At 35.4% G+C, this 24,666-nt stretch carries 22 protein-coding genes and 1 other annotated feature; of the genes, 6 read left to right on the plus strand and 16 right to left on the minus strand.

The features are described from left to right. Positions 1 to 29 precede the first annotated feature (29 nt). Positions 30 to 1,085, minus strand: a complete 1,056-nt coding sequence (cax, locus tag ACIQ7L_RS14850) for a calcium/proton exchanger (protein ID WP_400570232.1) — start codon at positions 1,083 to 1,085, stop codon at positions 30 to 32. Between the two features lie 179 nt (positions 1,086 to 1,264). On the opposite strand from cax, the gene ACIQ7L_RS14855 reads away from it, so the two are divergent. Beyond that, on the plus strand, positions 1,265 to 1,681 hold the full coding sequence (locus tag ACIQ7L_RS14855) for a pyridoxamine 5'-phosphate oxidase family protein (protein WP_400570234.1): 417 nt from the start codon (positions 1,265 to 1,267) through the stop codon (positions 1,679 to 1,681). Between the two features lie 153 nt (positions 1,682 to 1,834). Next, positions 1,835 to 1,981, plus strand: coding sequence for a BH0509 family protein (locus ACIQ7L_RS14860; RefSeq protein WP_400570427.1), 147 nt, complete (start codon positions 1,835 to 1,837; stop codon positions 1,979 to 1,981). 134 nt (positions 1,982 to 2,115) lie between these two features. On the opposite strand, the gene ACIQ7L_RS14865 is transcribed toward ACIQ7L_RS14860, so the two are convergent. Beyond that, positions 2,116 to 2,709 (minus strand): DedA family protein, encoded by a 594-nt coding sequence (locus tag ACIQ7L_RS14865; RefSeq protein WP_400570236.1) that lies wholly within the window; start codon positions 2,707 to 2,709, stop codon positions 2,116 to 2,118. 506 nt (positions 2,710 to 3,215) lie between these two features. Between ACIQ7L_RS14865 and ACIQ7L_RS14870 the strand changes: the two genes are divergently transcribed. Then, a complete protein-coding gene (locus ACIQ7L_RS14870) occupies positions 3,216 to 6,014 on the plus strand; it encodes a GTP-binding protein (RefSeq protein ID WP_400570238.1) in 2,799 nt (932 codons plus the stop codon). Positions 6,015 to 6,291: 277 nt separating this feature from the next. Here the strand turns inward: ACIQ7L_RS14870 and ACIQ7L_RS14875 are convergent, their stop codons facing one another. From ACIQ7L_RS14875 to ACIQ7L_RS14885, 3 genes are all read right to left on the minus strand, one after another. Continuing rightward, entirely contained in the window at positions 6,292 to 6,660 is a 369-nt protein-coding gene (locus tag ACIQ7L_RS14875; RefSeq protein WP_400570240.1) for a hypothetical protein, read from the minus strand. A gap of 194 nt (positions 6,661 to 6,854) precedes the next feature. Beyond that, positions 6,855 to 7,535 (minus strand): lysoplasmalogenase, encoded by a 681-nt coding sequence (locus tag ACIQ7L_RS14880; RefSeq protein WP_400570242.1) that lies wholly within the window; start codon positions 7,533 to 7,535, stop codon positions 6,855 to 6,857. A gap of 284 nt (positions 7,536 to 7,819) precedes the next feature. Next, positions 7,820 to 8,770, minus strand: a complete 951-nt coding sequence (locus ACIQ7L_RS14885; protein WP_400570244.1) for a DMT family transporter — start codon at positions 8,768 to 8,770, stop codon at positions 7,820 to 7,822. A 530-nt stretch (positions 8,771 to 9,300) separates the two neighbouring features. Here ACIQ7L_RS14885 and ACIQ7L_RS14890 point away from each other — a divergent pair. After that, positions 9,301 to 10,962: a heavy metal translocating P-type ATPase gene (locus ACIQ7L_RS14890; protein WP_400570428.1), complete on the plus strand. Its 1,662-nt coding sequence runs from the start codon at positions 9,301 to 9,303 to the stop codon at positions 10,960 to 10,962. Positions 10,963 to 11,143: 181 nt separating this feature from the next. On the opposite strand, the gene ACIQ7L_RS14895 is transcribed toward ACIQ7L_RS14890, so the two are convergent. The 3 genes from ACIQ7L_RS14895 to ACIQ7L_RS14905 are packed head-to-tail and all read right to left on the minus strand — an operon-like array spanning position 11,144 to position 13,026. Continuing rightward, positions 11,144 to 12,013: a YihY/virulence factor BrkB family protein gene (locus ACIQ7L_RS14895; RefSeq protein ID WP_400570246.1), complete on the minus strand. Its 870-nt coding sequence runs from the start codon at positions 12,011 to 12,013 to the stop codon at positions 11,144 to 11,146. Positions 12,014 to 12,019: 6 nt separating this feature from the next. After that, positions 12,020 to 12,508 carry a DUF4075 domain-containing protein gene (locus tag ACIQ7L_RS14900; protein ID WP_400570247.1) on the minus strand — a complete coding sequence of 163 codons (489 nt, stop codon included), beginning with the start codon at positions 12,506 to 12,508 and terminating at the stop codon, positions 12,020 to 12,022. 53 nt (positions 12,509 to 12,561) lie between these two features. Then, the gene (locus tag ACIQ7L_RS14905; RefSeq protein ID WP_097898721.1) at positions 12,562 to 13,026 is read right to left on the minus strand and encodes a low molecular weight protein-tyrosine-phosphatase; all 465 of its coding nucleotides are present in this window, start codon (positions 13,024 to 13,026) and stop codon (positions 12,562 to 12,564) included. A 170-nt stretch (positions 13,027 to 13,196) separates the two neighbouring features. On the opposite strand from ACIQ7L_RS14905, the gene ACIQ7L_RS14910 reads away from it, so the two are divergent. Both ACIQ7L_RS14910 and ACIQ7L_RS14915 read left to right on the plus strand, forming a co-directional pair. Then, positions 13,197 to 13,421, plus strand: a complete 225-nt coding sequence (locus ACIQ7L_RS14910) for a DUF1128 domain-containing protein (RefSeq protein ID WP_097898720.1) — start codon at positions 13,197 to 13,199, stop codon at positions 13,419 to 13,421. Positions 13,422 to 13,610: 189 nt separating this feature from the next. Further along, positions 13,611 to 16,277: a cation-translocating P-type ATPase gene (locus ACIQ7L_RS14915; protein WP_400570249.1), complete on the plus strand. Its 2,667-nt coding sequence runs from the start codon at positions 13,611 to 13,613 to the stop codon at positions 16,275 to 16,277. 36 nt (positions 16,278 to 16,313) lie between these two features. Here ACIQ7L_RS14915 and ACIQ7L_RS14920 read toward each other — a convergent pair whose 3' ends face one another. The 8 genes from ACIQ7L_RS14920 to ACIQ7L_RS14955 form a co-directional block, all read right to left on the minus strand. Beyond that, entirely contained in the window at positions 16,314 to 17,396 is a 1,083-nt protein-coding gene (locus ACIQ7L_RS14920; RefSeq protein ID WP_097898718.1) for a toxic anion resistance protein, read from the minus strand. Positions 17,397 to 17,414: 18 nt separating this feature from the next. Further along, a complete protein-coding gene (locus tag ACIQ7L_RS14925) occupies positions 17,415 to 19,046 on the minus strand; it encodes a YceG family protein (RefSeq protein WP_400570252.1) in 1,632 nt (543 codons plus the stop codon). 117 nt (positions 19,047 to 19,163) lie between these two features. Beyond that, complete coding sequence (locus ACIQ7L_RS14930) at positions 19,164 to 19,952, minus strand: TerC family protein (RefSeq protein WP_400570254.1); 789 nt, start codon at positions 19,950 to 19,952, stop codon at positions 19,164 to 19,166. A 73-nt stretch (positions 19,953 to 20,025) separates the two neighbouring features. Next, positions 20,026 to 20,604, minus strand: coding sequence for a TerD family protein (locus ACIQ7L_RS14935; protein ID WP_335358914.1), 579 nt, complete (start codon positions 20,602 to 20,604; stop codon positions 20,026 to 20,028). A 72-nt stretch (positions 20,605 to 20,676) separates the two neighbouring features. Next, positions 20,677 to 21,261 (minus strand): TerD family protein, encoded by a 585-nt coding sequence (locus tag ACIQ7L_RS14940; protein WP_097898714.1) that lies wholly within the window; start codon positions 21,259 to 21,261, stop codon positions 20,677 to 20,679. 23 nt (positions 21,262 to 21,284) lie between these two features. Next, the gene (locus tag ACIQ7L_RS14945) at positions 21,285 to 21,881 is read right to left on the minus strand and encodes a TerD family protein (RefSeq protein ID WP_400570257.1); all 597 of its coding nucleotides are present in this window, start codon (positions 21,879 to 21,881) and stop codon (positions 21,285 to 21,287) included. A gap of 671 nt (positions 21,882 to 22,552) precedes the next feature. After that, on the minus strand, positions 22,553 to 23,983 hold the full coding sequence (gene proS, locus ACIQ7L_RS14950; RefSeq protein WP_400570259.1) for a proline--tRNA ligase: 1,431 nt from the start codon (positions 23,981 to 23,983) through the stop codon (positions 22,553 to 22,555). A 43-nt stretch (positions 23,984 to 24,026) separates the two neighbouring features. Beyond that, positions 24,027 to 24,235, minus strand: a binding site (T-box leader). A 104-nt stretch (positions 24,236 to 24,339) separates the two neighbouring features. Continuing rightward, on the minus strand, positions 24,340 to 24,624 hold the full coding sequence (locus tag ACIQ7L_RS14955; protein ID WP_400570260.1) for a YesK-like family protein: 285 nt from the start codon (positions 24,622 to 24,624) through the stop codon (positions 24,340 to 24,342). Positions 24,625 to 24,666: the final 42 nt, after the last annotated feature.

Here is a 24,666-nt window from a genome sequence, read left to right on the forward strand (position 1 = left end):
CCCTCCATCACATTGTTATCCCACTTTTTTCATAATAAGTAAAAACCAATTCCCATAATAAAATAGGCCGCTAATAATGTGCCTCCTTCAAACCAATTCGTATCCCCGTCATTTGAAATCGCGATTGTCAAAAAGACCGCTGTGATCATAGATATAAGCTCTGGTATCGTGAATATTAACGGCATTTTCACTGTAAAAAACATGGAAAGGAGTACCAATACAGGGGCAACAAACATTGCAACTTGCAATGTAGAACCGACCGCTATTTCAACTGCAATATTTACCTTATTCTTATACGCCATAATAATTGCAGAAGCATGTTCTGCGGCATTACCAACAATTGCAACGATGATAACCCCTATAAATAATTCTGACCAGCCAAATGATTTAGCCACCGTTTCAAATGTATGAACAAGTGCCTCTGAAACATAAGCTACTGCAACTGTTGCAATTGCTAAAATAAGCAGCGCTTTTCCTTTTGACCATTCAGGTTCTTCCTCATGCTCTACCTCATCACTTTTATGCTGATACACGCCACGATGTGTGACTAATTTAAAGAATAAGGCCGCTAAATACATAATAATCATGATAATAGAAACACCAACACTTAATTGATGTGTTTTTCCTATATCCATCTTCATTGAAAAAATCTCAGGAATAACAAAAGCTACTACAACTGCAAATATTAATAATGCGGAATTATGTCTCGCATCATAAACATTGAAACTTTGCCGTTTGTACTTAAGCCCCCCCACAAAAAAAGAAAGGCCTCCTACTAATAATAAATTCCCAAGAACGGAACCTGTTAAAGAAGCTAACACGACTTCTATTAACCCTGCTTGTAAGGCAAAAATTGAAATAATCAGCTCTACCGCATTACCAAAAGTCGCGTTCAATAGTCCACCAATCCGTGGTCCAGAAACAATCGCTAAACTTTCTGTTGCCCTTCCCATAAAAGCGGCTAGTGCAATAATGGTAATACAATATACAACAAACATAATTGTCTGTGGCCAATGCATTGTTTTTCCAAGAATAGAAAGTGGCACTCCAACAAGTGCAAGTATTAGAAAAATTTTATTAAACATGTATTCCATCCTTCCATCTTATGTATTTCTCCTCACCATTATCATTATTCTTCTCCTAACTTGTCCCATTTCATCACAATTACGTTTAAAAAATGCAATTGAAGAAAAAAGTATAAAAGATCTCAAGAAATTCAAAGTTCATGCTAAACAAATTATGAATAGTGAAAAGGAGCAAAAAAATGCACTTAAAAGAAAAAATCGCAACCATTATTCAAGGACAAAAAACTGGCGTATTTGCTACTGTACGCGACAATAGACCTCATAGCGCTTTTATGATGTTTTTTCATGAAGATTTTGTATTATACGTTGCAACAGATCGTAATTCAAAAAAATTAACGGACATCGAAGAAAATCCAAATGTACACGTATTACTTGGACGCGAAGGAAAGAACTTGGATGAAGATTATATTGAAGTCGAAGGCATAGCTTCAATAGAAGAAGATCAAACACTCAAAAACAAATTTTGGAATAATAGCCTAAAACGTTGGTTACTTGGAGCTGAAGATCCAAACTATGTACTCATTAAAATTAATCCGGATACAATTTACTACATTGATCGTGCCGGTACGACTCAGCCTGAGTTTTTACGACTTTGAGATAAAAACAAGTCCCTTCAAAAGGACTTGTTTTGTCGAAAAGTTCTTATCAAAAATATATAAAAAATATGGAACTTTCTAAAGATTCTGTTATATAATACTATTAACTTAAATAAACTGTATTAAAACAGATTGAGAGGAGAATGAAAGATGATGAAAAGAGAAGAACGGAAAAATATGATTGAATTTATTGAAAAGAAAAAGGGAATTGAACGTGAAGACTTGTTATTTATGACAGATGATGAAGTAGAACACATTTATAATGTAACTTACTTTCTATATGAGGAGATTGCAGAATAAAATATGGAAAGCCCACCTTATCCAAGGATACGAGGTGGGCTTTCCATATTTCTGCGATAAGCATTTCATTCAAAGATCTTTCTAATTACAGCTGGTGTTTTATGTATTGCTTTCAGCTAAAAAAACCGCTTATATTAGCGGTTTTTCTTCCTTTTAATATAGAACCATACAATGAATAATACCACTGCTGAAATAATTAAAATCCAGATTCCGTACTGGTGTAAACTATATTCAACAAGGCGCCACTTCTCTCCCATCTTCCAGCCAAGACCAACGAAAACACTAACCCAAATAAAAGCACCACTATATGCATATAAACAAAATCGCCAAACTGTTAAATTTGACATTCCAGCAAAATACGCTGTTAAATGGCGTACCCCTGGTATAAAGTATCCAACCATTAATAGAAAAGGACCATATTTTTCAAATAAAACATGTGTTTTTTCAATATGTTTTTCTTTAATTAGAATCTTTGGACCATATTTTTTCAATACAGGTAGTCCCAGCTTTAAGCCAAGTATATAACTTAATGTAATTCCAAGCATCGCACCTGCCATCCCACTTAGGAAAGCACTTGTTCCTGACATAATGCCCTTCGAAATATTATATCCAACAAATGTTAGTAAGAATTCATCTGGTATTGGTAGACCGACAATTCCACCAGTTAGTGCTATAATAATTCCAAAATATCCATAGTGTGCGATTAACTCACCAATATGTTGTTCCATTCGGATGACACATCCTATGCACGATCGTTATTCCATATTGTGCCCTTTCTATCTTTGCAGCAAACATGGTATACATGTTCACTATACATGGTTTTTATAATGAACTCTACTCCTATTCATCTCATTCTTTTAGATACATCCTATAGTTCACAAAAGTGATAAGAAAAAATAAAAATTCACGAGCGTTTTTTTTTGTTACAATAAAAGAAAGTTATTTTTAGCATCGGTTTAACTCTCAAGAAAAGTGATTTAACTAGCAAAGAACATATTTTGATCTATAAAATGCAGTTTTTATCCAGCAGGGTAATATGCGCCCTTTTACATAAAGTAGAACTTCCATTAGTAGATATTTTCTTTATCCTCCACTGATGGAAAGCGCTGCTTTTACGAGCATTTATCCCCCATCCATCGTCCTAGCTCCCTCTGAACCTTGAGGTGGGGGATCTTACTGCCCACAAATAGCGGGATAAAAAGTCATTTTTCTAAACTATACAGGGGGGAAAAACATGACCATAGAAAAACAATTGATACAAAAGGTATACTATGAAACATTTTTAATGGAGCAAGCCTCTACCCAAGCCCCAGAGATTCTTGGAGAAGCATATATAAATGAATCCGAAAATGAATTTTCCAATATATCTAGCATTCGCTTCGCACAAGGTGAAGTGTATTTTCAAAATAAAGACTTTGAAGCGGCCATCTTTAAATGGGAAAAAGTAAATAATGAACTCGCTTCATGGGCAAAGAAAAATATAGCAGACTCTTATTTCGAATTAGGATTCCTTTCAACGGCAGAAGAAATCTATAAATCTATAAAAACGGAAGATACAACACTTACAATGGAAGTCTCATTACAACTCCTTTCTCTTTATATGGATCAAAGCCGTTTAGGGCTAGCTTTTAAAACGATTAGCGAAGCAGTTTCATTCCAACCAGATTATCCTAATATCACTGCCATTGCTCGTTCCTTTTATGAGAAACAAAAAGATTGGAATAACGCTATTGAACTTGCAGTCCAGGAAGGGATTCGAACAAAAGCATTACATTGGTTTGACATTTTAACAAACTATGTAAATCAGGGATTTACAAACAAAATGAACCCGGAATATTTTTATGAATCGTTAAAAGCTTTATATACAATTGATCAAGTTCAATTTAAAGAACTCGTTTCAGCATTTTGGAACAGTTATCAAAAAGAACCCGTTTATCTATCTTGGATTCAAACAATCAATCATCTATTTTTACATATCGAAGCAGATGCTTACGATGAATGGAACGAAATTGCTTCTCTTTATCAAGAAACTTACTGCGAGTTAATTACAGGGCAACATTTCATGCATGAGTTACAGGAACTGATTCCGAACTTGTTAACCAATTGGTTCAGCTTAACAAAAGCAGAACATTCTTTATTTGTTTCCGCGGCAGTCTTAGCATGGAATGAAATCTCACCTACAAGTCTAGAACCATTACTCGTAAAAAGCGCTGAAGCCCTTCTGTCTAACTCAGAAGTATATGAAGGAATTGATATAACCAATATTTCGACTCTCTTTGAAACAATTACTATATGGGCCGAAAAAAATGATGTAGACTTAGGACATCAATTTACATTGCTCGTTCGTGAACTTTCTGATTTAAACGTTACACAACTCCTCATAGCAGGAACTAGTAATCATGATAAATCATCCTTTATCAATTCGATACTTGGAGATAATATACTCAGTGATTCCCAAGCAACTGCTATTGTGTTTAAAGATAATGCCCATACTGAAATTACAGAGTTCACAGATTTAACAGTACAAAAGATTCCAACCTTCAATGAATTTCGGGATATGATGGCCGTTCCTTCAAAATCAGAAATCGAGAAGAAATGTATTGAATTTAAATTACCATGTAGATTTTTAAGAAAAAATAAATTCTCATTCATTGTCACACCAGAGTGTAATGGAAAAGTTGATAAAAACGATACAATTTTTGAATATTTACATGCAACAGATAGTCTTATATATGTAATAAATGCAACTTCACCATTACCAGATGAAGAGCTCGATACATTGTTATATATACGAGAACAAGTCCCGAATTTGCAGATTCATTTTGTTTTAAATACCATCGATGAAAGTGGCAACAATGGTATTGCAAATAAAATAATAAATGAAGTAGTGACTAAAGTGCGTGTACATTTTCCAAATGCACAGGTATTCCCTTACTCACCTTTACATGAAAATAGCCAACAACTGAGTGATATAACAGAGTCTATTCTCTCTAACATCGATCAAAGGAATATAAAGACAGAGCGCATGGAAAAACTATTATGGTTCATTCAAAAAACCATTACATATCTTTTAAGTGAACGTGTAGAACTAGAAAACACATTAGTAAAATCAATTCGTTGGAATAAACACATTTTAGTAAAACTAAATGGTTTTATTAATAACCTTACTGCAATTGAAAAAGATAAGATTCGCTCCATTACAGATTCTTATCGTTTAACAAAAGAAGAAATCACACACGATATACATGCCCAAATTCCTGAATTATTACAGAGTTGCTCGGACCTCGTTCAAGAAGATAGTGATTTTAAATTAGTTCATGAAGAATTAAATATGGCAATGAATGAACGAATTCAAAAGCATTTCCAGCAAGTGATATTACCTAAATTTACTCAATCCATTCAAGAATGGATTGAAACTGCACATAATGAATTCATTCAAAGTCAGTCTTATTTAGACGAAATGAGCGAAACTTTTAATAAGCTATATGAAGAAGAACGCATGAAATTACCATGTGACTTCCAACTACTTGATGATTGGCGTAGAGATGTAGTAAGAATGACAAACAGAATCAAAGTTGACGACATCAATATTTTATTACGCTTTACACCAACACAATTTTTCTTAAAAAGTGCAGGAAAACTATTTGGTAACATGCAAAAAAACCAATCTATACTCTATAACAAATATAAGCAATATATTGAAACGGAAGATTATACAGATGTTGCTACAACTGTTTCAAAACAATTTTTCCTTCAATTTGAGTTATTTGAGAGTGCATTAGAACGTGATATTATGATGTTCTTTAAAGACCCTCTTAGCATACTAAAACAAACTGTAGAAGCTGCACATCTTGAAATAAAAGAAGATGAAAATGCGTTAACAAAACTAAGAACAAATCCAGAAACTTATCACGATCCTTTAACACTATTTAAATTACAGTTATTACAATACAAATTCATGCTAAACATCAATCGAAAAAACGATGAGGCTTCTCCTTCGAAAGAAGAGAATAATGAAACACCCACTGTGTAAATCATAAAAAAACCAAGCAATTCTTAAAAATTGCTTGGTTTTTTCCATTTCTATATATACATCAATTAAAAAACCGACATGAAACCCCTCTTTTTAGGTGGAAGAGAGCATCTGGCCATGTATAGAAGCGGTCAGGGCCCTTTTCTGCCACATGCGAAGTAAAACCAGAAAGAGCAAACGATTGCAGGTTACTTTTTATTCCGCATAGCATGGATTTAGATGCTGAAAAATTAAAATGGATTTATATAGCATTCTACATAGAACATATCACTATATCTCACATATCCCAAATCACTTCTTCAACCTTCGCCTCAATTTTCACACGCTGTATAAATTTCGTTCTTTCTTCTTCTATATGAATTAACTTATGTATATATCTGCGCTTACTTAATAAATCTCTATACACTTTGTTGCAAAGCATAACTTCCTGACAGCGTTTATCCTCATATAAAATCTTAAACCACGCATATTGTTTTAACTTTTCCACATGTCGATTTATTCTTTTCTTTTTTCGTTCTTCTCGTTCACCGAAACTTTCTACTGCTTGCTCGACTACTTCATCTAACAAAAAATCCCCAGCAACTTTTATAATACTTGCAAGACCTCGTCCCATTTCTACTACAATACGCCATGAAATATCCTCCATAATCCACCTTCTTTCTAATTTACAATTTTCATATACTTAAATAGATAATAAATTATCCTCTCAAGATTATAATTCTGCAGACGAATATAGTCATTCTGCTTTCAAACAAAAGAATATCGTAGCATAACACGTACTCAAAAAAGAGGATATCTTAAAAATAACTCAATAGCTATTTTTAGAGATATCCTCTTTCATCATATTCCCGCATATATAATACACATCTGTGCGGCAACATATGTTAGCCAAATCCAAAGTGGGTCATACTTTACTTTCCGTCCACCAATATCCGTAACACCAATAATGAAATCAGAAATCACAAATAGCAATCCACCAAATGCTGGTACCCACCACATTCCATGATTCGCATAATACAGGGCAAATGCAAAACAAGCCATTCCGCCCACCCATAAACCGTAAATGAGTGCACCTAAAGTAAACAACTTATCTTGGCTAGGGTTCCGAATAAAAAAGAACCAACCGATGATTAAAAATAACCCATATGCAAGTAGACCAATCCAAAAGCCATTCCATGAAATACCCGTTTGCAAAAATGCCGTTACATAAAAACAATGGGCAATCGCAAAGGCCACCATTCCTCCAATTAATCGATGACCAAATGGGATCAGTCCTGCCATAAATAAATCACCTAATGTAGATAAGGTCATGCCAATTGCAACCCATTGATGATACGCTATGGATGGATCTTGTAACCATATCCAAATCGCACCGATAGTTAAAGAAAAACTAAGGATAAGGCGAATAACTAATGGTAATGGTCTATTCCCTCGTGTTTGATTTGTCTGCATTATCGCATAAATGGCACCTGCAACAAATATAATAATTTGTCCAATTAATAAAATGTAAATTTCATTCATAATGTGTTCTCCTCAACGAATGGATATGTATCTGAACTCAAAATGCTATTTTACCAATAAAGTAAAACTTTAATCAGCGGGGGGGTTTCTTCATCCCCACTGACTATTAGCCCTTAGCAATCGGATTTTTACAGGCAATTTATCTCTCACCACATTTTAAGGCGGGAGTATTATTCCCCGCAAATAGCAGAATAAAAGTTTCACTGTATCTCTTTTCGTGATATAGTAGCTTTTCTCCTGTTTTCATTTCGAATAAAAAAGAAAAGCACTTCTGGTCCTCTCCTCTATGCCACTTGTTTTTCTTGTTCAGTTTTCGGTTCAGCTGGTGTACGATTTACTACAACAATCCCAGCTGCAACGCACGCTAAGCCGAATAAAACAAACGAATGAATCGCTTCTCCTAAAATCATACTTGATAACAACACACCAAACACTGGTATAAAGAACATATACATCGATACTTTTCCTACTTTGTTATATTTCATAACTGTATTCCATATGCAGAATCCCGCTGCCGATAAGAAAGATAAATATATCAACATAAAGAGCGCCTTCGTACTAAATACAAATGGCATAAATCCAACTTGAAAAATACCAATACATAATAATCCAATCGATCCAAAAATCATTTGATATGCTGTCATGTATCCTACATCTAATGTTTTACTACCTTCTTTAGCTAATATATTTCCGTATGAATACATCATAGCAGCACCAAGTAGTAATAATTCACCAATACCAAAATGGAATGCCAAACTCCCGTCACTTGGTACATTCACCAAGATCACACCACAAAAGCCGATGGAAACTCCGATTACTTTTCTTATATTTAATGCATCATCTTTATACAAAAAATGAGCAATTAAAATTTGAAAGAAAGATGATGTCCCTGAAATGATTGCCCCTTCTATCCCCGTGCTGTAACTCATACCAATATAAAAGCATACATATTGTAGAAATGTTTGAAACAATCCTATTTGTACTAATTGCTTCGCAGTTTCTTTTTTGAAGTACATATCTTTTCCTAGTACTCTAAAAAAGAATAAAAGCATCACACCTGATAAGAAAAAGCGATAACCAGCAAATAATATTTGCTCACCAACTTCATGTGGCTGAATTCCAAGTTCAGCATAACTTAATTTAATGAAAGGAAATGCGCTTCCCCATAAAAATGTTGCTGCCAATGCCGCAATAAACACGCCAATCGGATGAGTAAAAAATTTCTCTGTCTTCACTTGCTGTCTTCCTTCCCGATCTTTTTATGAACAATATTCATATATACCAAATGAAACGGCAAAACGCAAGTTTTCCATTTACTGTATAAGCAAAAACATATCATCAAGTAAAAACATATGATATGATGTAGGAGAAATCCCAAATAATGATAAAATTAATTTCAACCAAAATGCTGCTATCCGTATGGATGGCAGCTTTCGTCGTTTTATAGGGATTTCGATTTTGATTCTTTTTCTCAATAAAAAATTGGAAGGAGCGAGTCACAATGAACGGAGAAGTAAAAACTTTACCATCAAAAAAGAAGGTATCTACCCCATCTTGGGTTCAAGCATTTAAAAAGCACCATGAACTTATCTTTGCTATCTTATCTGGTATTTTCATTTTAGCCGGTTGGTTACTAACCAAAAACGAAGCAGCCACTGCTGGAATTACTTTTTATATCCTCGCGTATATCGTTGGAGGATATGCAAAAGCAAAAGAAGGTATTGCAGATACAATCGAAGAGAAAGAATTAAATGTTGAAATGTTAATGCTCTTTGCTGCCATCGGTGCTGCTATAATCGGCTACTGGGCAGAAGGCGCTATCCTAATCTTTATCTTTGCACTAAGTGGTGCGATGGAATCTTATACATTAAGTAAAAGTCAAAAAGAAATTTCAGCACTCCTTGATTTACAGCCTGAGGAGGCACTACGTATTTCAAACGGAACTGAAGAACGCATTCCAGTAGGTCAATTACAAATTGATGACATCATTTTGATTAAACCAGGTGAGCGTGTTCCTGCTGATGGTACCATTTATAGTGGTGAGACAAATATTGATGAAGCAGCTATTACAGGAGAGCCTATCCCAAATGAGAAAAAATTTGGTGATGAAGTATTCGCTGGAACTGTAAACTTACGAGGTGCCATTGAAGTTAAAATTACAAAACCTAGTGATCAAACATTGTTCCAAAAAATCATTCGTCTCGTTCAAAATGCACAAAGTGAAAAGTCACCATCACAACTATTCATTGAAAAATTTGAAGGAACATATGTAAAAGGGGTACTTCTTGTTGTTGCTCTTATGATGTTTGCACCTCACTTTCTACTAGGTTGGAGCTGGAATGAAACATTTTATCGCGCTATGATTTTACTTGTAGTCGCTTCTCCTTGCGCACTCGTTGCAGCGATTACACCAGCAACTTTATCTGCTATCTCTAATGGTGCAAGAAACGGTATTTTATTTAAGGGAGGCATTCATTTAGAGCACCTTGCCTCTGTAAAAGCGATTGCCTTTGATAAAACAGGTACATTAACACAGGGGAAACCTACTGTAACAGACGTATATGTGCGAGAAGGAATAACAGAAAAAGAGGTACTTTATATTACAGCAGCTATTGAAAGTCATTCTACACATCCTTTAGCTGAATCAATTGTGAAATATGCAAAACACGCATATGACATTACATTAGCCAAACCAGAAAATGTAGAAGATGTCACTGGATTTGGCTTAAAAGGAATTTTAGAGAATACAGCTTATAAAATTGGGAAAGCAGATTTTATTGGAGAAGAAACAAAAACTTTCCATAACGGCATTGCTAATACTCTCGAACAAGAAGGAAAAACAGTTGTCTATATTAGTGATGAAGAAGGTATTCTTGGCCTTATTGCTTTAAAAGATACATTGCGCCAAGAAACAATTGCCGCTATTCGTGATTTACAAAAAATCGGTGTTGAAGCCATTATGATTACTGGTGATAATGAGGAAACAGCAAAAGCAATTGCAGCTGAAAGTAACATAAAGGAATATTATGCTTCATGCCTACCAGAAACGAAAGTTGAAACAGTGAAACAATTAAAAGAAAAATATGGTACTGTTGCAATGGTTGGTGATGGTATTAACGATGCTCCTGCACTCGCTACAGCTAGCATTGGTGTTGCCATGGGAGAAGGAACAGACGTCGCTTTAGAAACCGCAGATGTTGTTCTTATGAAAAACGAACTATCTCGTCTTTCTCAAGCCATTCGCTTATCAAAACGAATGAATCGTATCGTGAAACAAAACGTTATCTTTTCTTTAGCAGTAATTGCAATGCTTATTTGCTCGAACTTCTTGCAATTTTTAGCTCTTCCATTTGGTGTTATCGGCCATGAAGGAAGCACAATTCTTGTTATTTTAAACGGCTTACGTTTATTAAAAGGAGATAACTAAACGGGTCCCCATAGGGAACCCGTTTTTTTAATGATAGCTATTATGTCCATTCGCACTGCTACTCGTTTTGTGCTTTGGATGTGAGCTACTATTTTTTTTACCTTGGTTTTTATTATTGTGATTTTTTTTGTTATTACTCATTTTGAATCCCCCCTGTTCCTCTTTATTATGGAACAGAAGATTACTTTTCATCACGGGAATTATTGTCACTTGTTCGATAAAAATGTAGTAGTCCATTAATTTCCCCGCCAAGTAAAATGACCCAAGCTGTTAAATAGAACCACAACATTAAAATGATGATACCACCAAGACCACCATATGTATTGGCATAATTTGCAAACTTATCTACATAAAAAGCAAATGAGTACGATACCACAATCCATCCAAACGTTGCAAATAATGCTCCTGATACTACTTCTCTTCTTTTTAACTTTCGATCAGGTGTGAATGTATATAGAAAGCTGAATAAAGCAAATAACACGAAGAAACTAGCTACTAATCGTGTAATACTCCATACAAAAGAAAAGCTCTCCGATAAACCAAGCGCTTTAAAAATCGCTGCTCCAATTACTTGTCCAAACACAGGAACAATTAATGCAAAGACAATCATGAAAATCATTGCCAATGTCAACACGATAGACAAAGCCCTTGTTACAATAAAAGAACGTGTCTCTTTTACATCATAGGAACGATTAAAAGCATTCATGATTGCATTTACACCGTTTGAAGCAAACCATAACATCGATAATAAACCAAATGATAGTAATCCACCATTTTGTTCATTTACAACCTTATCTACATTCACTTCAATTAAATTCATTGCATCTTCTGGCACATAGGCCTCCAATAAACCAAGCACATCTTCTGTATGAATGGGAATAAAACCAAGAAGCGTAATTAAAAAAACAAGCCCAGGAAAAATAGCAAGCAAGAAGAAATAAGCGAGCTGTGCTGCTAAGCCCGCTACGTCATCTCGCATCGTTCGGTCATATAGGTCTTTCCCAAACGAATAGACACGATTTCCCCTTGCTTTTTCTAGAAATTTTTTCATATTTTTCTAAACGCTTTTCTTCTCTTCTTTATCTTGCTTTAACTCAATGTATGCTTCTGTTTTTTTCTCTTCCGTATTAGATTCCTTCATAAATAATTCACGCGCTTCTTTCATACCACCATCTTCAGCTACTACCGGTTCTTCTTCTGCTTTTGAAGAAATAGCTTGAATTTCAATTGTCTCTGGCTCAGCCTTTTTCTTACTAAACATTTCTTTTGTTTCCTTTAACGTGCCAACAACAGCTGGCGTTAGCTTCTTTATTTCCGCTACTTTAGCCTTTACTACATTAAAATCTGCAAGTTCGCGTCCTTTTTCTGTAACAGTTTGCATTTTTTCTTTTATCTTCGCATTTTCACCAATTTCAATCATCTTTGATTTTGCTTTTTCTGCCGTATTTTTCACTTTCTCACGATTTTCCTTTTTAAGCATGGAAACAGCTACACCTGCCGCTACCCCAATCGCTATATTTCGAGCTATATTATTCTTTTTTGCCATATTCCTTCACCCTTTCGTTTCTTATGTTAAAAAGTATCTCTTTCTAAGCTTACTCATATTCCTTGCTCATTTCGAATGAACGCTAACAGCTTTGCACACCCTTCTGTTACAAGGTCATAGACTTCTTGAAAGTTCCCTGTAAAATACGGGTCAGGAACATCTGCCCAGCCACCATCTGGAACAAAATCGGACAGTTTACCAATATAGCCTCCTGCTTTACCTAAGCTTTTTAAATCTGCTATATTCTTGTTGTCCATGGCAATAATATAATCAAACTTTGTTAAGTCTTCTTTTTCTACTTGACGTGCTTTAATTCCTTCAAAAGAGACTTCATTTTCTTTTAAAATTTTTTGTGTTCCTTCATGAGGTGGATGGCCAATATGCCAATCTCCTGTTCCAGCAGAGTCAATTTGGATCTTATCTTCTAGTCGCTCTTGTATAACAAGGTCTCGAAAAATTGCTTCTGCCATAGGAGAGCGGCAAATGTTCCCAAGGCAAACAAATAATACTTGAACCATATTTGTTTCTTCCCTTCTTGCTGCATTTCTTATATATACATATAGTATAAACAACCAATTATTAATTATAAAGGAAATCCCTACTAATTTAATGGACTGAAAAGTTTCATTAACGAAAATGATAAAAAATGTTAAGATAGCCTTATGTTATTTTAAAGGGGGACACTTCGGTGGATTTATCCGTAAAATCGCAAGAAAATGTTGAATATATGGTAGAAGCTATTAAAGAAAAATTACGTATGGTAAATGCAGGTGCAATGAGAGCTGCTAGCTTTAACCAGGAAATGTATGAAGATTTAAGAGACATTTATGACCATGTCATGAAACGTGAAACATTCAGCATTAGTGAAATGCAAGCTATTACAGAAGAATTAGGTACATTAATTAAAAAGTAACAAAAAGCCTCTAAATGGGGCTTTTTTCAATTCCAACAAATTTATGACAACTCGCCCCTTCGCTTTATCCCACTTTAAAATACTGTACAATAAAAATAGAACCTCATCCTAGATTATTTCTCCATACATACTACACGTAAAAAATTGCCACACTACCATTGCTAACTGTTTTTACTGGGGGTGCTTATATTGAGCAATTGGTACAGTAAGACGAAAGATCAAATACTACTTGAACTCAAAACAAATGAACAACATGGTTTAACAGATGAAATGGTACGTAATCGGTTACACCAATATGGCCAGAATGAATTGGCTACGAAGCAAAAACGGACCTTATGGCAACGCATTTTTGCTCAAATCAATGATGTTCTTGTCTACGTCCTTATAATCGCTGCTCTTATTTCTGCCTTTGTAGGTGAATGGGCCGATGCGAGCATTATCGCTCTTGTCGTTATTTTAAATGCTGTAATTGGTGTGATTCAAGAATCAAAAGCAGAACAAGCGCTAGAAGCATTAAAAAAGATGGCAACGCCAAAAGCAATTGTAAAACGTGATGGTGAACTAAAAGAAATTCCATCAGAACACGTCGTCCCAGGTGATATTGTTATACTTGACGCCGGCCGTTATATCCCATGTGACTTGCGACTTATCGAAACGGCGAATTTAAAAATTGAAGAGTCGGCTTTAACAGGTGAGTCCGTTCCTGTAGATAAGGATGCGCTTTACCATCCATCCATACAAAATAATGAACAAGTACCACTCGGTGATCAAAAAAATATGGCCTTTATGTCGACACTTGTAACATATGGCCGTGGGGTCGGAGTCGCTGTTGAGACAGGGATGAAATCACAAATCGGGAAAATCGCTACTCTTTTACATGAAGCTGACGATGATACAACCCCGCTTCAAAAAAGCTTAGCACAAGTGGGAAAATATTTAGGGTTTGTAGCTGTAGCCATTTGTATCATTATGTTCCTCATTGGATTTTTCCAAGGTCGAGACACATTAGAAATGTTCATGACTGCTATCAGCTTAGCCGTTGCAGCAATCCCTGAAGGATTACCAGCTATTGTTTCCATTGTTCTCGCCATTGGCGTGCAGCGTATGATTAAACAAAACGTTATCATTCGGAAACTCCCAGCTGTCGAAGCTCTCGGTTCTGTCACAATTATTTGTTCAGATAAAACAGGTACTTTAACCCAAAATAAAATGACAGTTACTCATTTCTACAGCGATCGTATATACGATAAATTAGATAATTTAAATATAAATAATGATGCCCAGCGCTTACTATTAGAAAATATGATTTTATGTAATGATGCATCCTACAGTGCTGAATCACAAACTGGTGATCCAACAGAAATTGCACTCCTTATCGCCGGAGGCACCTTCAATATTCAAAAAGATGCTTTAGAAGATAAACATAAACGACTAAATGAATTGCCATTTGATTCTGATCGAAAAATGATGTCAACATTACATACATACAATCAAGGCTACTATAGCATGACCAAAGGCGCAATTGATAAGCTCTTACCTCATTGTACTCATATCTTTATAAATGGTACAACTGAGGTTTTAACAGAATTAGATAAAAAACAAATATTAGACGCTGCTCAATCAATGTCACAGGACGCTTTGCGAGTACTTTCATTTGCTTTCAAACAATATGACACAAAAAATATTCGTATCGATCACGTAGAAGAAAACCTTACATTCATTGGACTTGTCGGTATGATTGACCCACCACGAACAGAGGTAAAAGCATCTATTACAGAGTGTAAAAAGGCTGGTATTCGCACCGTCATGATTACAGGAGACCATAAAGATACTGCATTCGCTATCGCTAAGGAACTTGGCATTGCTGAGAAAGAATCTGAAGTCATGATTGGTATAGATTTGGACCATATTTCAGATGAAAAACTAGCAAATGAAATCAATCATTTACATGTCTTTGCTCGTGTTTCCCCAGAACACAAAGTGAAAATTGTCAAAGCATTGCGCGCAAAAGGAAATATCGTCTCAATGACTGGGGATGGTGTAAATGATGCCCCATCTTTAAAACAAGCGGACATTGGAGTCGCGATGGGAATTACGGGAACAGATGTAGCTAAAGGTGCAGCTGATATGGTTTTAACAGACGATAACTTCTCGTCTATTGTCAAAGCTGTTGAAGAAGGAAGAAACATTTATCGTAACATTAAAAAGGCAATCCTCTTCCTACTGTCCTGTAACTTTGGAGAAATTATTACACTATTTTTAGCTATTTTACTCGGCTGGGCTACACCGCTACGCCCTATTCATATTTTATGGGTAAATTTAATCACGGATACGCTCCCGGCATTGTCACTTGGTGTTGATCCAGAAGATCCAGACGTTATGAAAGACAAACCGCGTCATGCAAAAGAGAGTTTATTCAGTGGTAGTGTTCCTTTTCTGATTCTAAATGGAATTGTCATTGGACTCATTACTTTAATTGCTTTTATTGTTGGCGCAAAGCTCTATACCGGAGATACAAATCTCTTTCCGCTCTTCCCATCTCAAATTGATGAGGATGCTTTATTACATGCTCAAACAATGGCATTTGTCGTACTTAGTTTTTCACAGCTCGTTCATTCATTTAACTTACGATCAAGCACAAAATCAATTTTTTCAATTGGGGTATTTACAAATAAATACTTAGTTTTTTCACTTCTCATCGGCGTTCTTATGCAGGTGTGTATTATCTCTATAGCACCGCTTGCAAATATATTTGGGGTACATGCTTTAACGATAAGAGATTGGGGATTCGTTCTCTTATTAAGCATCATTCCGCTTATTGTAAATGAAGTCATAAAACTATTTAAGAAACATTAAAAGGCAATGAGTGAGTTTTCTCATTGCCTTTTCATATTATCCTTGCAATTCTTTTTTAATATTCTCTGTTAATTCTGCCATACGCTTACGGCTTTCTTCACGTTCACGTTTGTTTTGCTCTTCAATTTGCTGCGTTTCTTGCATACCCCTTGAGATAATATTCCATGTTTCTTCAAGCGTCTCCATCTTAATACTTGAAGAACCAGATAATCTCGCTACTTCTACACTTTGCGTTGCAATATTTTGGGCATTTTTCTTAAGCAGTTCATTCGTACGACGATCAAGTTCAGCCATTGAATCTGCAACAAGCTTTTGACGCTTCGCATTTACAGCTTGAATAATTCCATTTTTAAAAATAGGAATCGTTGTAATAAACGCTGTATTAATTTTACCAATCAATTTATTATTACCGCGCTGAATCATGCGGATTTGCGGTGCTGTTAATAGTGCCACCATACGCGCTTTTTCTAGATCATCAATGCGTTGTTCTAAAATTTCAACAGAGTTTTTAAGAGATTCTAACTCAATACCCGCTAATTGATCGTTATTACGTACACGTTCTTCATACATTGGAACTAATTCTGTGTTCAAGCGCTCCAATAGCATTTCTCCTGCTACTACATATTTCTCTAAGTCTAAATAATATTTTAAGTTTTGTTCATATAAGCCATCTAATGTACCAATTGATTTCTTCATTTCATCTTGATATTTCGTAATTTCCACATATACTTTGTCCATTTCACGGCCCATCGTTTGATACTTACTAAAGATTTGCTCAATCATTTTATCTGCTTTTTTAAACATACGAGAGAAAAAGCCGCTCTTCTCTTCTGCAAAGTCTTTACTATCAAATTTATCCATAATTTTGCCAAGTTGCTTTAACAACTCACCAGAATCCTCTATCTTAGATAAAGACATTGTATGTAAAATTTGATCCGCAAAACGAGAAATTTCCATGGATGGTTCTTTTCCAAGCTCAATTAATTCTAGCTGATCTTTAACATCCACTCCATTATAAATACGTTGCACTTCAGCATCTTGTCTCAGCTGCAAACGAACATCTTGTGCGGTTTGCTCATTTAATTCTGTTTTCGAATCTAGTACGACCGGATTATTCATGTGTTATTCTCCCTTTCCTTATAAAAATGGACGAAATAGCCCTTTTATTGTTTGAGATAAATTTTTATACGCTGACGGACCGTGAAATTCAAGATCAAAGTTCACTTCCTCAAGCCAATGTGAATCGAATGCTGCTCCTTCAATATACGGTTCAATATCATTTCTCCCTGTTGGATTGAAGTGCAGTACATCAATTCCAATTTGATTTAGAAATAATAATAAGACCGCATCAGAACGAGTTAATTCTCCACTCTTTTCATTATTAAATATAACAATTTTCGGTACTTCTTGTGAATAATCAAACTTCTCAAGTAACTCTAAAATATGAGGTGGAATTTGAGAAAGCTGCGCAAAAACATACAGTGCTACATCTTGTTTTGTTTCTTTTCCAACTGGTTTACACAGTTCACTTTCACACGTATGAATGATAGCTTCTGCAATCCCATGCTGCAAACCTTCAGGTAAGCGCTTATGCGGCCACCAGTGACCATTCATAATTTGATCTGGATGCAGTTTCCCCGCACGGTCTAATGCATCTCGATAATGAAATTGAAAGTTTGCTTTTTGTTCTTTTGTAAATGGAAATGTATTAATTAATAAGCTGTTATCGAATGATGTGACAGCCTTCAAACGCTGGAAATATTCTTTATCATTTTTTGAAACACCAGATACTTTTGCAAATAAAGATGGAATATAAATATGTTTATTTTCCACAAAGAATGTCGGGCGTATAAATGCTTTTTCTTTCGTAATGATAAAGAGTTCATCGTATGTTGTCTTCAGCGTACGCGCTACAGGCGTGTACGTACGAAATTGCCACGGTTTGTATAATAATGAATTATCATGATGAAGCACTTGTTCAATTTCCTTTGATGCTTGATAGGCTACCGTTGCAACACGCTCGCGACGTCGATCAGGGAATGACTCTAATGAAACGCGACCTGGATGTGAAACGACAAAAGTCCTAGCTTCTTCATCAACGCTTTCGAAACCATCTTTTCCTTCTGGATGATAGTAGAGAACATCACATCCGAGCATAATAAGAAAATATAAAAAATAGATTTGGCTCTCTTTCGCATCACCGTACCAAACGATACGCGGCATTTGTTTCTTATAATTAACTGCAGAAAACCATTTTGCTACGTAATTTTCGCTTAATTTAATTATGTCAATTAAGAAACGACGAAAACCTTCTGTTTTTAAAGATTGATTATGTTGTTTCTCATACAATTTCAATACAGCGATAAATGTTGTATGTATATAATGTTGTAAATCGGGATTATCTACTTTCGGCAACAATTGTTTTCCTGATAAATGTGCAACAAGTCTGTTTACAGTAAGCCCATTTGGTGCCTCTTGATGCAGTGTGAATATTTCTTGAATGTGACGAAGTTTTTCAGAATCAATCACTTTATTCAAATTTTGTTCATGCAGTACATGAATTCCTTTTGCTTCACTATAATCAAATAGTTCATTGAAATATTCGTCTACATCGTTTGGAACACCAAGAATACGACAAGCTATATAGCTAAATTTCATCTCATTCTCTGTTAATTCATACTGTGGGCGCTTTTCTAAAATCATTTCGAATTGTTTTAAGTCAGCTTCTTCTTTTAATGCATATGGATGAAGTGTAAAACGCGAAAACACGACAGTTCACCTCCAGAAACATTTACTTTTTTAAAGAAATAATATCTTATCTTTTTATTATAAACTATTTTAAGTTATAAAAAATGGGCGCTCGTATAACGAGCAAACCCATTTCAATTATTTATCTTCTTTCTTAGTAGCTGCAATCTCTTCTCGGGCTTGTCCTTGTCGCATATAATGCAAAATAAATGTTGCTCCAAATGCCACAACTAAAATAATAAAGAACACCGTATGACTCATTTCGATACCGAATACAGACAGGAACATTTTCGCTGCAATAATTAATATCAAAATATATGCTGTCGTTTCAAGCTCTGGAACACGTTCTAGTAATTTTAAAAATACGCCTGCAATACCACGCATCATTAAGATTCCAAGCATTCCGCCTAATAGTAGAATCCAAACTTCATTGGAAACACCAAAGGCTGCAAGAACACTGTCTACGGAAAACGCAATATCCATTAATTCAACCATTACAACCGTTCCCCAGAACACACCAAACATTCTAACGAGAAGACCGTTTTGGTTTATGCCATGAGATTCCTCGTCTTCGCTATCGCCTTTTCGTTTATCAATGAAGTATTTGATAGAAAGCCATGCAAGATACAACGCTCCCAGTACTTTAACCCACCATAATTTAATTAAGAACATTCCGATTCCGATAGCAATAAATCGGAATGCATATGCACCAATTAATCCATAAAATAACGCCTTTTTACGTTTTTCTTCTGGAAGATGTCTTACCATTACCGCTAACACAAGTGCGTTATCAGCAGATAATAAACCTTCAAGTACAACAAGTGTACCAATTAATCCCCAAGATACTGGATCTTGTAATACTTTAATCCACATGTCCAAATCAAAAAATTGGGCATACGTATCAAGGATTCCTTGTAAAACGCTCATCTTACTATTATCCCCTATTCTTTGCTAGATTTATAGAAAGGTCAAAAAGAAGGAAACGAGGTTCGTTTCCTTCTTATGCATCCAAGCCATACGCTCTTACAAGCGCACCTAATCCACCTTGGAATCCACTTCCTACTGCATTAAACTTCCATTGTCCATTATGACGGTATAATTCACAAAAGACAACTGCTGTTTCAATGGAGAAATCTTCTCCTAAATCAAAACGTAGAACTTCTTCATTTGTCTCTTCATTTGCTAAGCGAACAAATGCATTTGCAACTTGTCCAAAGTTTTGATTGCGGCCTTCCGCATCATAAATTGTAACTGTAATTGCGATTTTATGAACATCTGCTGGAACCTTCTTCAAATCTACAACAAGTTGTTCATCATCGCCTTCTCCTTCACCTGTACGGTTGTCACCTGTATGTAAAACCGATCCACAAGGAGATTGTAAGTTGTTATAGAAAATGAAATCTGTTTCTTTCGTACATTTTCCATTTGCATCTAATAAAAAGGCAGAGGCATCTAAATCATAGTCAGATCCACCATCATAGGACTTAATGTCCCACCCAAGACCAATTACTGCTTTAGTAAGACCTGGACTTGTCTTACCTAAATCAATTTTCTGTCCTTTTTGTAATTGAATAACCATTTATATTCACCTCTTCTTAAAAAATATGTCCATCAATAAAACTGCTGATTCACTGATGGACATTGTCATTTATTACTCTACATCTAAGCCGAAGTTGTTACATAAAGCACCTAATCCGCCTTGGAATCCACTTCCAATTGCATTAAACTTCCAATCGCCAGCATGACGATATAATTCACCTACTACTACTGCTGTTTCAATAGAGAAATCTTCTCCTAAATCGTAGCGAATTAATTCTGCATTCTTTTCTTCATCTAAAATACGTACGAAAGAGTTGGATACTTGTCCAAAGTTTTGGCTACGGCCTTCACCATCATAAATTGTAATGGTGAAGCAAATACGCTCGATGTGTGAAGGAACATTTTTCAAGTCTACTTTAATTGCCTCATCATCGCCTTCTCCTTCACCTGTACGATTATCTCCTAAATGTTCCACAGAACCATTTGCACCCTTTGGATTATTATAGAAAACAAAATCTTCTGGTCCTGATACTTTACCATTCGCACCTACTAAGAAGATACTAACATCTAAATCAAAATCATGTTGTCCATCATAACGATTTGTATCCCAACCAAGTCCTACAAGAACTTTAGAAAGACCTGGATTTGTTTTTGTTAAATCTACCTTCTGTCCTTTTTTTAATGAAATAGATGCCATATATGATTCCTCCTCAAATTGTATTACTGATAACGTGATACAATCTCACTTAAATTCTTATCTTGTGTTCCTTCACCAACTGCAGAAAACTCCCATTCGCTTCCGTTACGACACATCTCACCTGCGATTAACGTTGTTTTCCCACCGTAATTTTCCGATAAATTATAACGTGCTAATTCTTCACGTGTTTGCGGATTTTGAATACGAATATACGCATTTCGAATCATCCCAAAATCTTGACGACGATTTACGCAATCATAAATATTTACAACAAATACTAAACGATTAATACGGCTTGGAACTTTATGCAGCTCTACGAAAATTGTTTCGTCATCGCCTTCTCCTTCACCTGTTAAATTATCACCTGAATGAATAATGCTTCCACAAGTAGAAAGCTTATTTCCAAAATAAACAAGATCATTTTTATTTACAAAACGGTCATTTTCTAGCATAACCACGGATGCATCACAATCAATGTTTGGTTTACTTCCAAATAACGAAGATAGAAATCCACCTGATTGCCCCATTGGGTCCCATCCTAAGCCAACCTGTAATTTTGCTATTCCTGGTTGTCCCTTTGTTAAATCAATCTTCTGTCCTTTTTCTAAAATAATAGGCATGAAGTTTCTTCCTTTCTACAATGTATTTTCCTAATGGGAAAATATTGTATTCTTCTATTCTATTGTAGCATTATTTGTCGATTGAAAAAAAGAATAAATTTCTAATTATATGAAAACATTTGCGTCATTTATTCATAAGGATGTAAGAAGTGGTAAATTGCCCCTATCATTCCGGTATGATTACGATTTTTCGCAAGTTTAATCTCACAATTATCATAAAGTGAAACTTTAATCAGTGGGGGATTTTCTTCATCCCCCACTGATTATTAGTTGAACCAATCGGGCTTTTACGGACAGTTTATCTCCCACCTAACTTCTTTGCTTTCGCCGAATTTTGAGGTGGGAGTATTACTGCCCGTTAATGCGGGATAAAATATAACTGGACCTTTATCTCTATATACATCAATTAAAAAACCGACATAAAACCTCTCTTTTTAGATGGGAGAGAGCATCTAGCCATGCATAGAAGCGGTCATGGCCTTTTTCTGCCACATGCGAAGTAAAAACAGAAAGAACAAACGATTGTAGGTTACTTTTTATTCTGCACCGCAGCGAGTTAGATGTCGAAACATTAAAATGGATTTATATCGTTCCAGATGAAGGTCCAGTTTATTACTTACGGAATGTATTCAAATAGAATATGGCTCAAGCTAAATTTAAACACCAGTACATTAGTACGCCTTGCCCCAGTACACCATATGTTCAGCTTTTTTACCACAACATACACATTCTCCTGCTAACTGTTCTTGCTCAAATGGTATACAACGTGATGATACACCTGCTTCTTCTTTTAATTTTTCTTCACAAGTTAGCTCACCACACCACATTGCTTTAATAAACCCTTGTTTTTCGTCAGCCGCTTGCTTCATTTCTTCAAAGGTCGTAACACTATATGTGTGTTCATCACGAAACGCCTTTGCTTTATTGAATAAAGTATGATGAATCTCATCAAGTAACGCTGTAATTCGTTCTTCTAATTGATTCATGGATACAAATTCTTTTTCCTTCGTATCACGTCTCACAAGTACTACTTGGTTCTTTTCAATATCTTTTGGACCAACTTCTAATCGAATTGGAACACCCTTCATTTCATACTCATTAAATTTCCATCCAGGCGTTTTATTACTAGCATCTATCTTCACACGAGCAACTTTTTGAATACGATCTTGCAACTGTGTTGCCTTTGCTAGAACGCCTTCTTTATGCTGCGCAATTGGTACGATAACAACTTGTACTGGTGCCACTTTAGGCGGCATTACTAACCCGTTATTATCACTATGGACCATAATCAATCCACCGATCATTCTTGTTGATACACCCCAAGATGTTTGATGTACATATTGCCATTTCCCATTCCGATCTAAAAACTTAATATCAAATGCTTCAGAGAAATTCGTTCCAAAATTATGAGATGTTCCTGTTTGAAGCGCTTTTCCATCGTGCATTAAGCTTTCAATCGTATAGGTTGCCTTTGCTCCTGCGAACTTTTCTTTATCTGTTTTCTGCCCTTTAATGACTGGAATAGCTAAGTAATCTTCACAAAAAGAAGCATATAGATTCAAAATGTTTAATGTTTCCTTTTGAGATTCCTCTGCCGTTTCATGAATTGTATGACCTTCTTGCCATAAAAATTCAGTTGTACGAAGAAATGGTCTCGTCGTTTTTTCCCAGCGGACTACTGAACACCATTGATTATATAATTTTGGTAAGTCGTTATAAGACTGGACAATTTTTGAAAAATGCTCGCAAAATAACGTTTCAGATGTTGGACGTACACAAAGTCTTTCCGCTAACTTCTCATCTCCTCCATGTGTAACCCACGCTACCTCAGGTGCAAATCCTTCCACGTGGTCCTTCTCCTTTTGAAGTAAACTCTCTGGAATAAACATTGGCATATACACATTCTCATGACCAGACTCTTTTAATTTTTCATCCATCACTTTCTGCATGTTTTCCCATAATGCATACCCATATGGACGTAAGATCATACATCCTTTTACACTTGAATAGTCCACAAGTTCAGCTTTCTTTACGATATCGGTATACCACTGAGCAAAGTCTTCTTCCATTTTTGTAATGGCTTGTACCTGTTCTTTTGCCATAGCTATTCCTCCTTTAGAAAATAAAAAAAGCCCGTGTCCCCAAAATAGGGACCGAGCTTTGCCGGCGTTACCACCCTGATTCATGCACAAATAAATTATACATGCTCTCTTTTTGATAACGGGAATTTCCCGCTGCATATGCAGAACGCAAAGGTAGGTTCCATATCGCCTTTTTAAGAATCTTCCAGCCAAACGGATTCTCTCTCTACAAAAAAGGTGGGACATGTACTAGTCCTTTTTCATCGTTATAACAAGATAAATTTGTTGAATATCATAATATAAATTTTATTTCTAAACAATAGCTAATTTTCTTATTTTTATATATTCTTTTCATTTTCTTCTGTTTTATACTACATTTATACATAAGTTTTTCGAAAGAGTTTTACGATTTGATGAGCAATCATACCGATAAGTGTTCCCACTAAAACAAAGAAACATGCAATACCGTAACCCATTCCATCCCATCCGCCAATAGCGAAGATTGTAACTGGGAAGAAAGCTAAACAAAGAAGAATTAAAATGAGTGCAAATATAATATCAAATGATCTCTTTGGAAATCGCTTCTTTAATAAAAATGAAACAGCAAATACAATGAGAATTGTTACAGCTCCAATTATAAAAAACACTTCAAATCCATTCATCCCATTCCCTCCTTCCATTCATTTCCCTATAATATATATTAT

The organism is Bacillus sp. NPDC094106, from assembly GCF_044764345.1.
Lineage (GTDB): Bacteria > Bacillota > Bacilli > Bacillales > Bacillaceae_G > Bacillus_A.

Coding starts and splice junctions, on each gene's coding strand:
- ACIQ7L_RS14875 (WP_400570240.1), bottom strand. CDS start 6,660: ATGGAGGATATTTCATGGCGTATTGTAGTAGAAATGGGACGAGGTCTT.
- cax (WP_400570232.1), bottom strand. CDS start 1,085: ATGTTTAATAAAATTTTTCTAATACTTGCACTTGTTGGAGTGCCACTT.
- ACIQ7L_RS14905 (WP_097898721.1), bottom strand. CDS start 13,026: ATGGTTCAAGTATTATTTGTTTGCCTTGGGAACATTTGCCGCTCTCCT.
- ACIQ7L_RS14935 (WP_335358914.1), bottom strand. CDS start 20,604: ATGGTTATTCAATTACAAAAAGGACAGAAAATTGATTTAGGTAAGACA.
- ACIQ7L_RS14870 (WP_400570238.1), top strand. CDS start 3,216: ATGACCATAGAAAAACAATTGATACAAAAGGTATACTATGAAACATTT.
- ACIQ7L_RS14855 (WP_400570234.1), top strand. CDS start 1,265: ATGCACTTAAAAGAAAAAATCGCAACCATTATTCAAGGACAAAAAACT.
- ACIQ7L_RS14930 (WP_400570254.1), bottom strand. CDS start 19,952: ATGAGCGTTTTACAAGGAATCCTTGATACGTATGCCCAATTTTTTGAT.
- proS (WP_400570259.1), bottom strand. CDS start 23,983: ATGGCAAAAGAACAGGTACAAGCCATTACAAAAATGGAAGAAGACTTT.
- ACIQ7L_RS14890 (WP_400570428.1), top strand. CDS start 9,301: ATGCTCTTTGCTGCCATCGGTGCTGCTATAATCGGCTACTGGGCAGAA.
- ACIQ7L_RS14895 (WP_400570246.1), bottom strand. CDS start 12,013: ATGAAAAAATTTCTAGAAAAAGCAAGGGGAAATCGTGTCTATTCGTTT.
- ACIQ7L_RS14945 (WP_400570257.1), bottom strand. CDS start 21,881: ATGCCTATTATTTTAGAAAAAGGACAGAAGATTGATTTAACAAAGGGA.
- ACIQ7L_RS14920 (WP_097898718.1), bottom strand. CDS start 17,396: ATGAATAATCCGGTCGTACTAGATTCGAAAACAGAATTAAATGAGCAA.
- ACIQ7L_RS14900 (WP_400570247.1), bottom strand. CDS start 12,508: ATGGCAAAAAAGAATAATATAGCTCGAAATATAGCGATTGGGGTAGCG.
- ACIQ7L_RS14860 (WP_400570427.1), top strand. CDS start 1,835: ATGAAAAGAGAAGAACGGAAAAATATGATTGAATTTATTGAAAAGAAA.
- ACIQ7L_RS14880 (WP_400570242.1), bottom strand. CDS start 7,535: ATGAATGAAATTTACATTTTATTAATTGGACAAATTATTATATTTGTT.
- ACIQ7L_RS14865 (WP_400570236.1), bottom strand. CDS start 2,709: ATGGAACAACATATTGGTGAGTTAATCGCACACTATGGATATTTTGGA.
- ACIQ7L_RS14955 (WP_400570260.1), bottom strand. CDS start 24,624: ATGAATGGATTTGAAGTGTTTTTTATAATTGGAGCTGTAACAATTCTC.
- ACIQ7L_RS14940 (WP_097898714.1), bottom strand. CDS start 21,261: ATGGCATCTATTTCATTAAAAAAAGGACAGAAGGTAGATTTAACAAAA.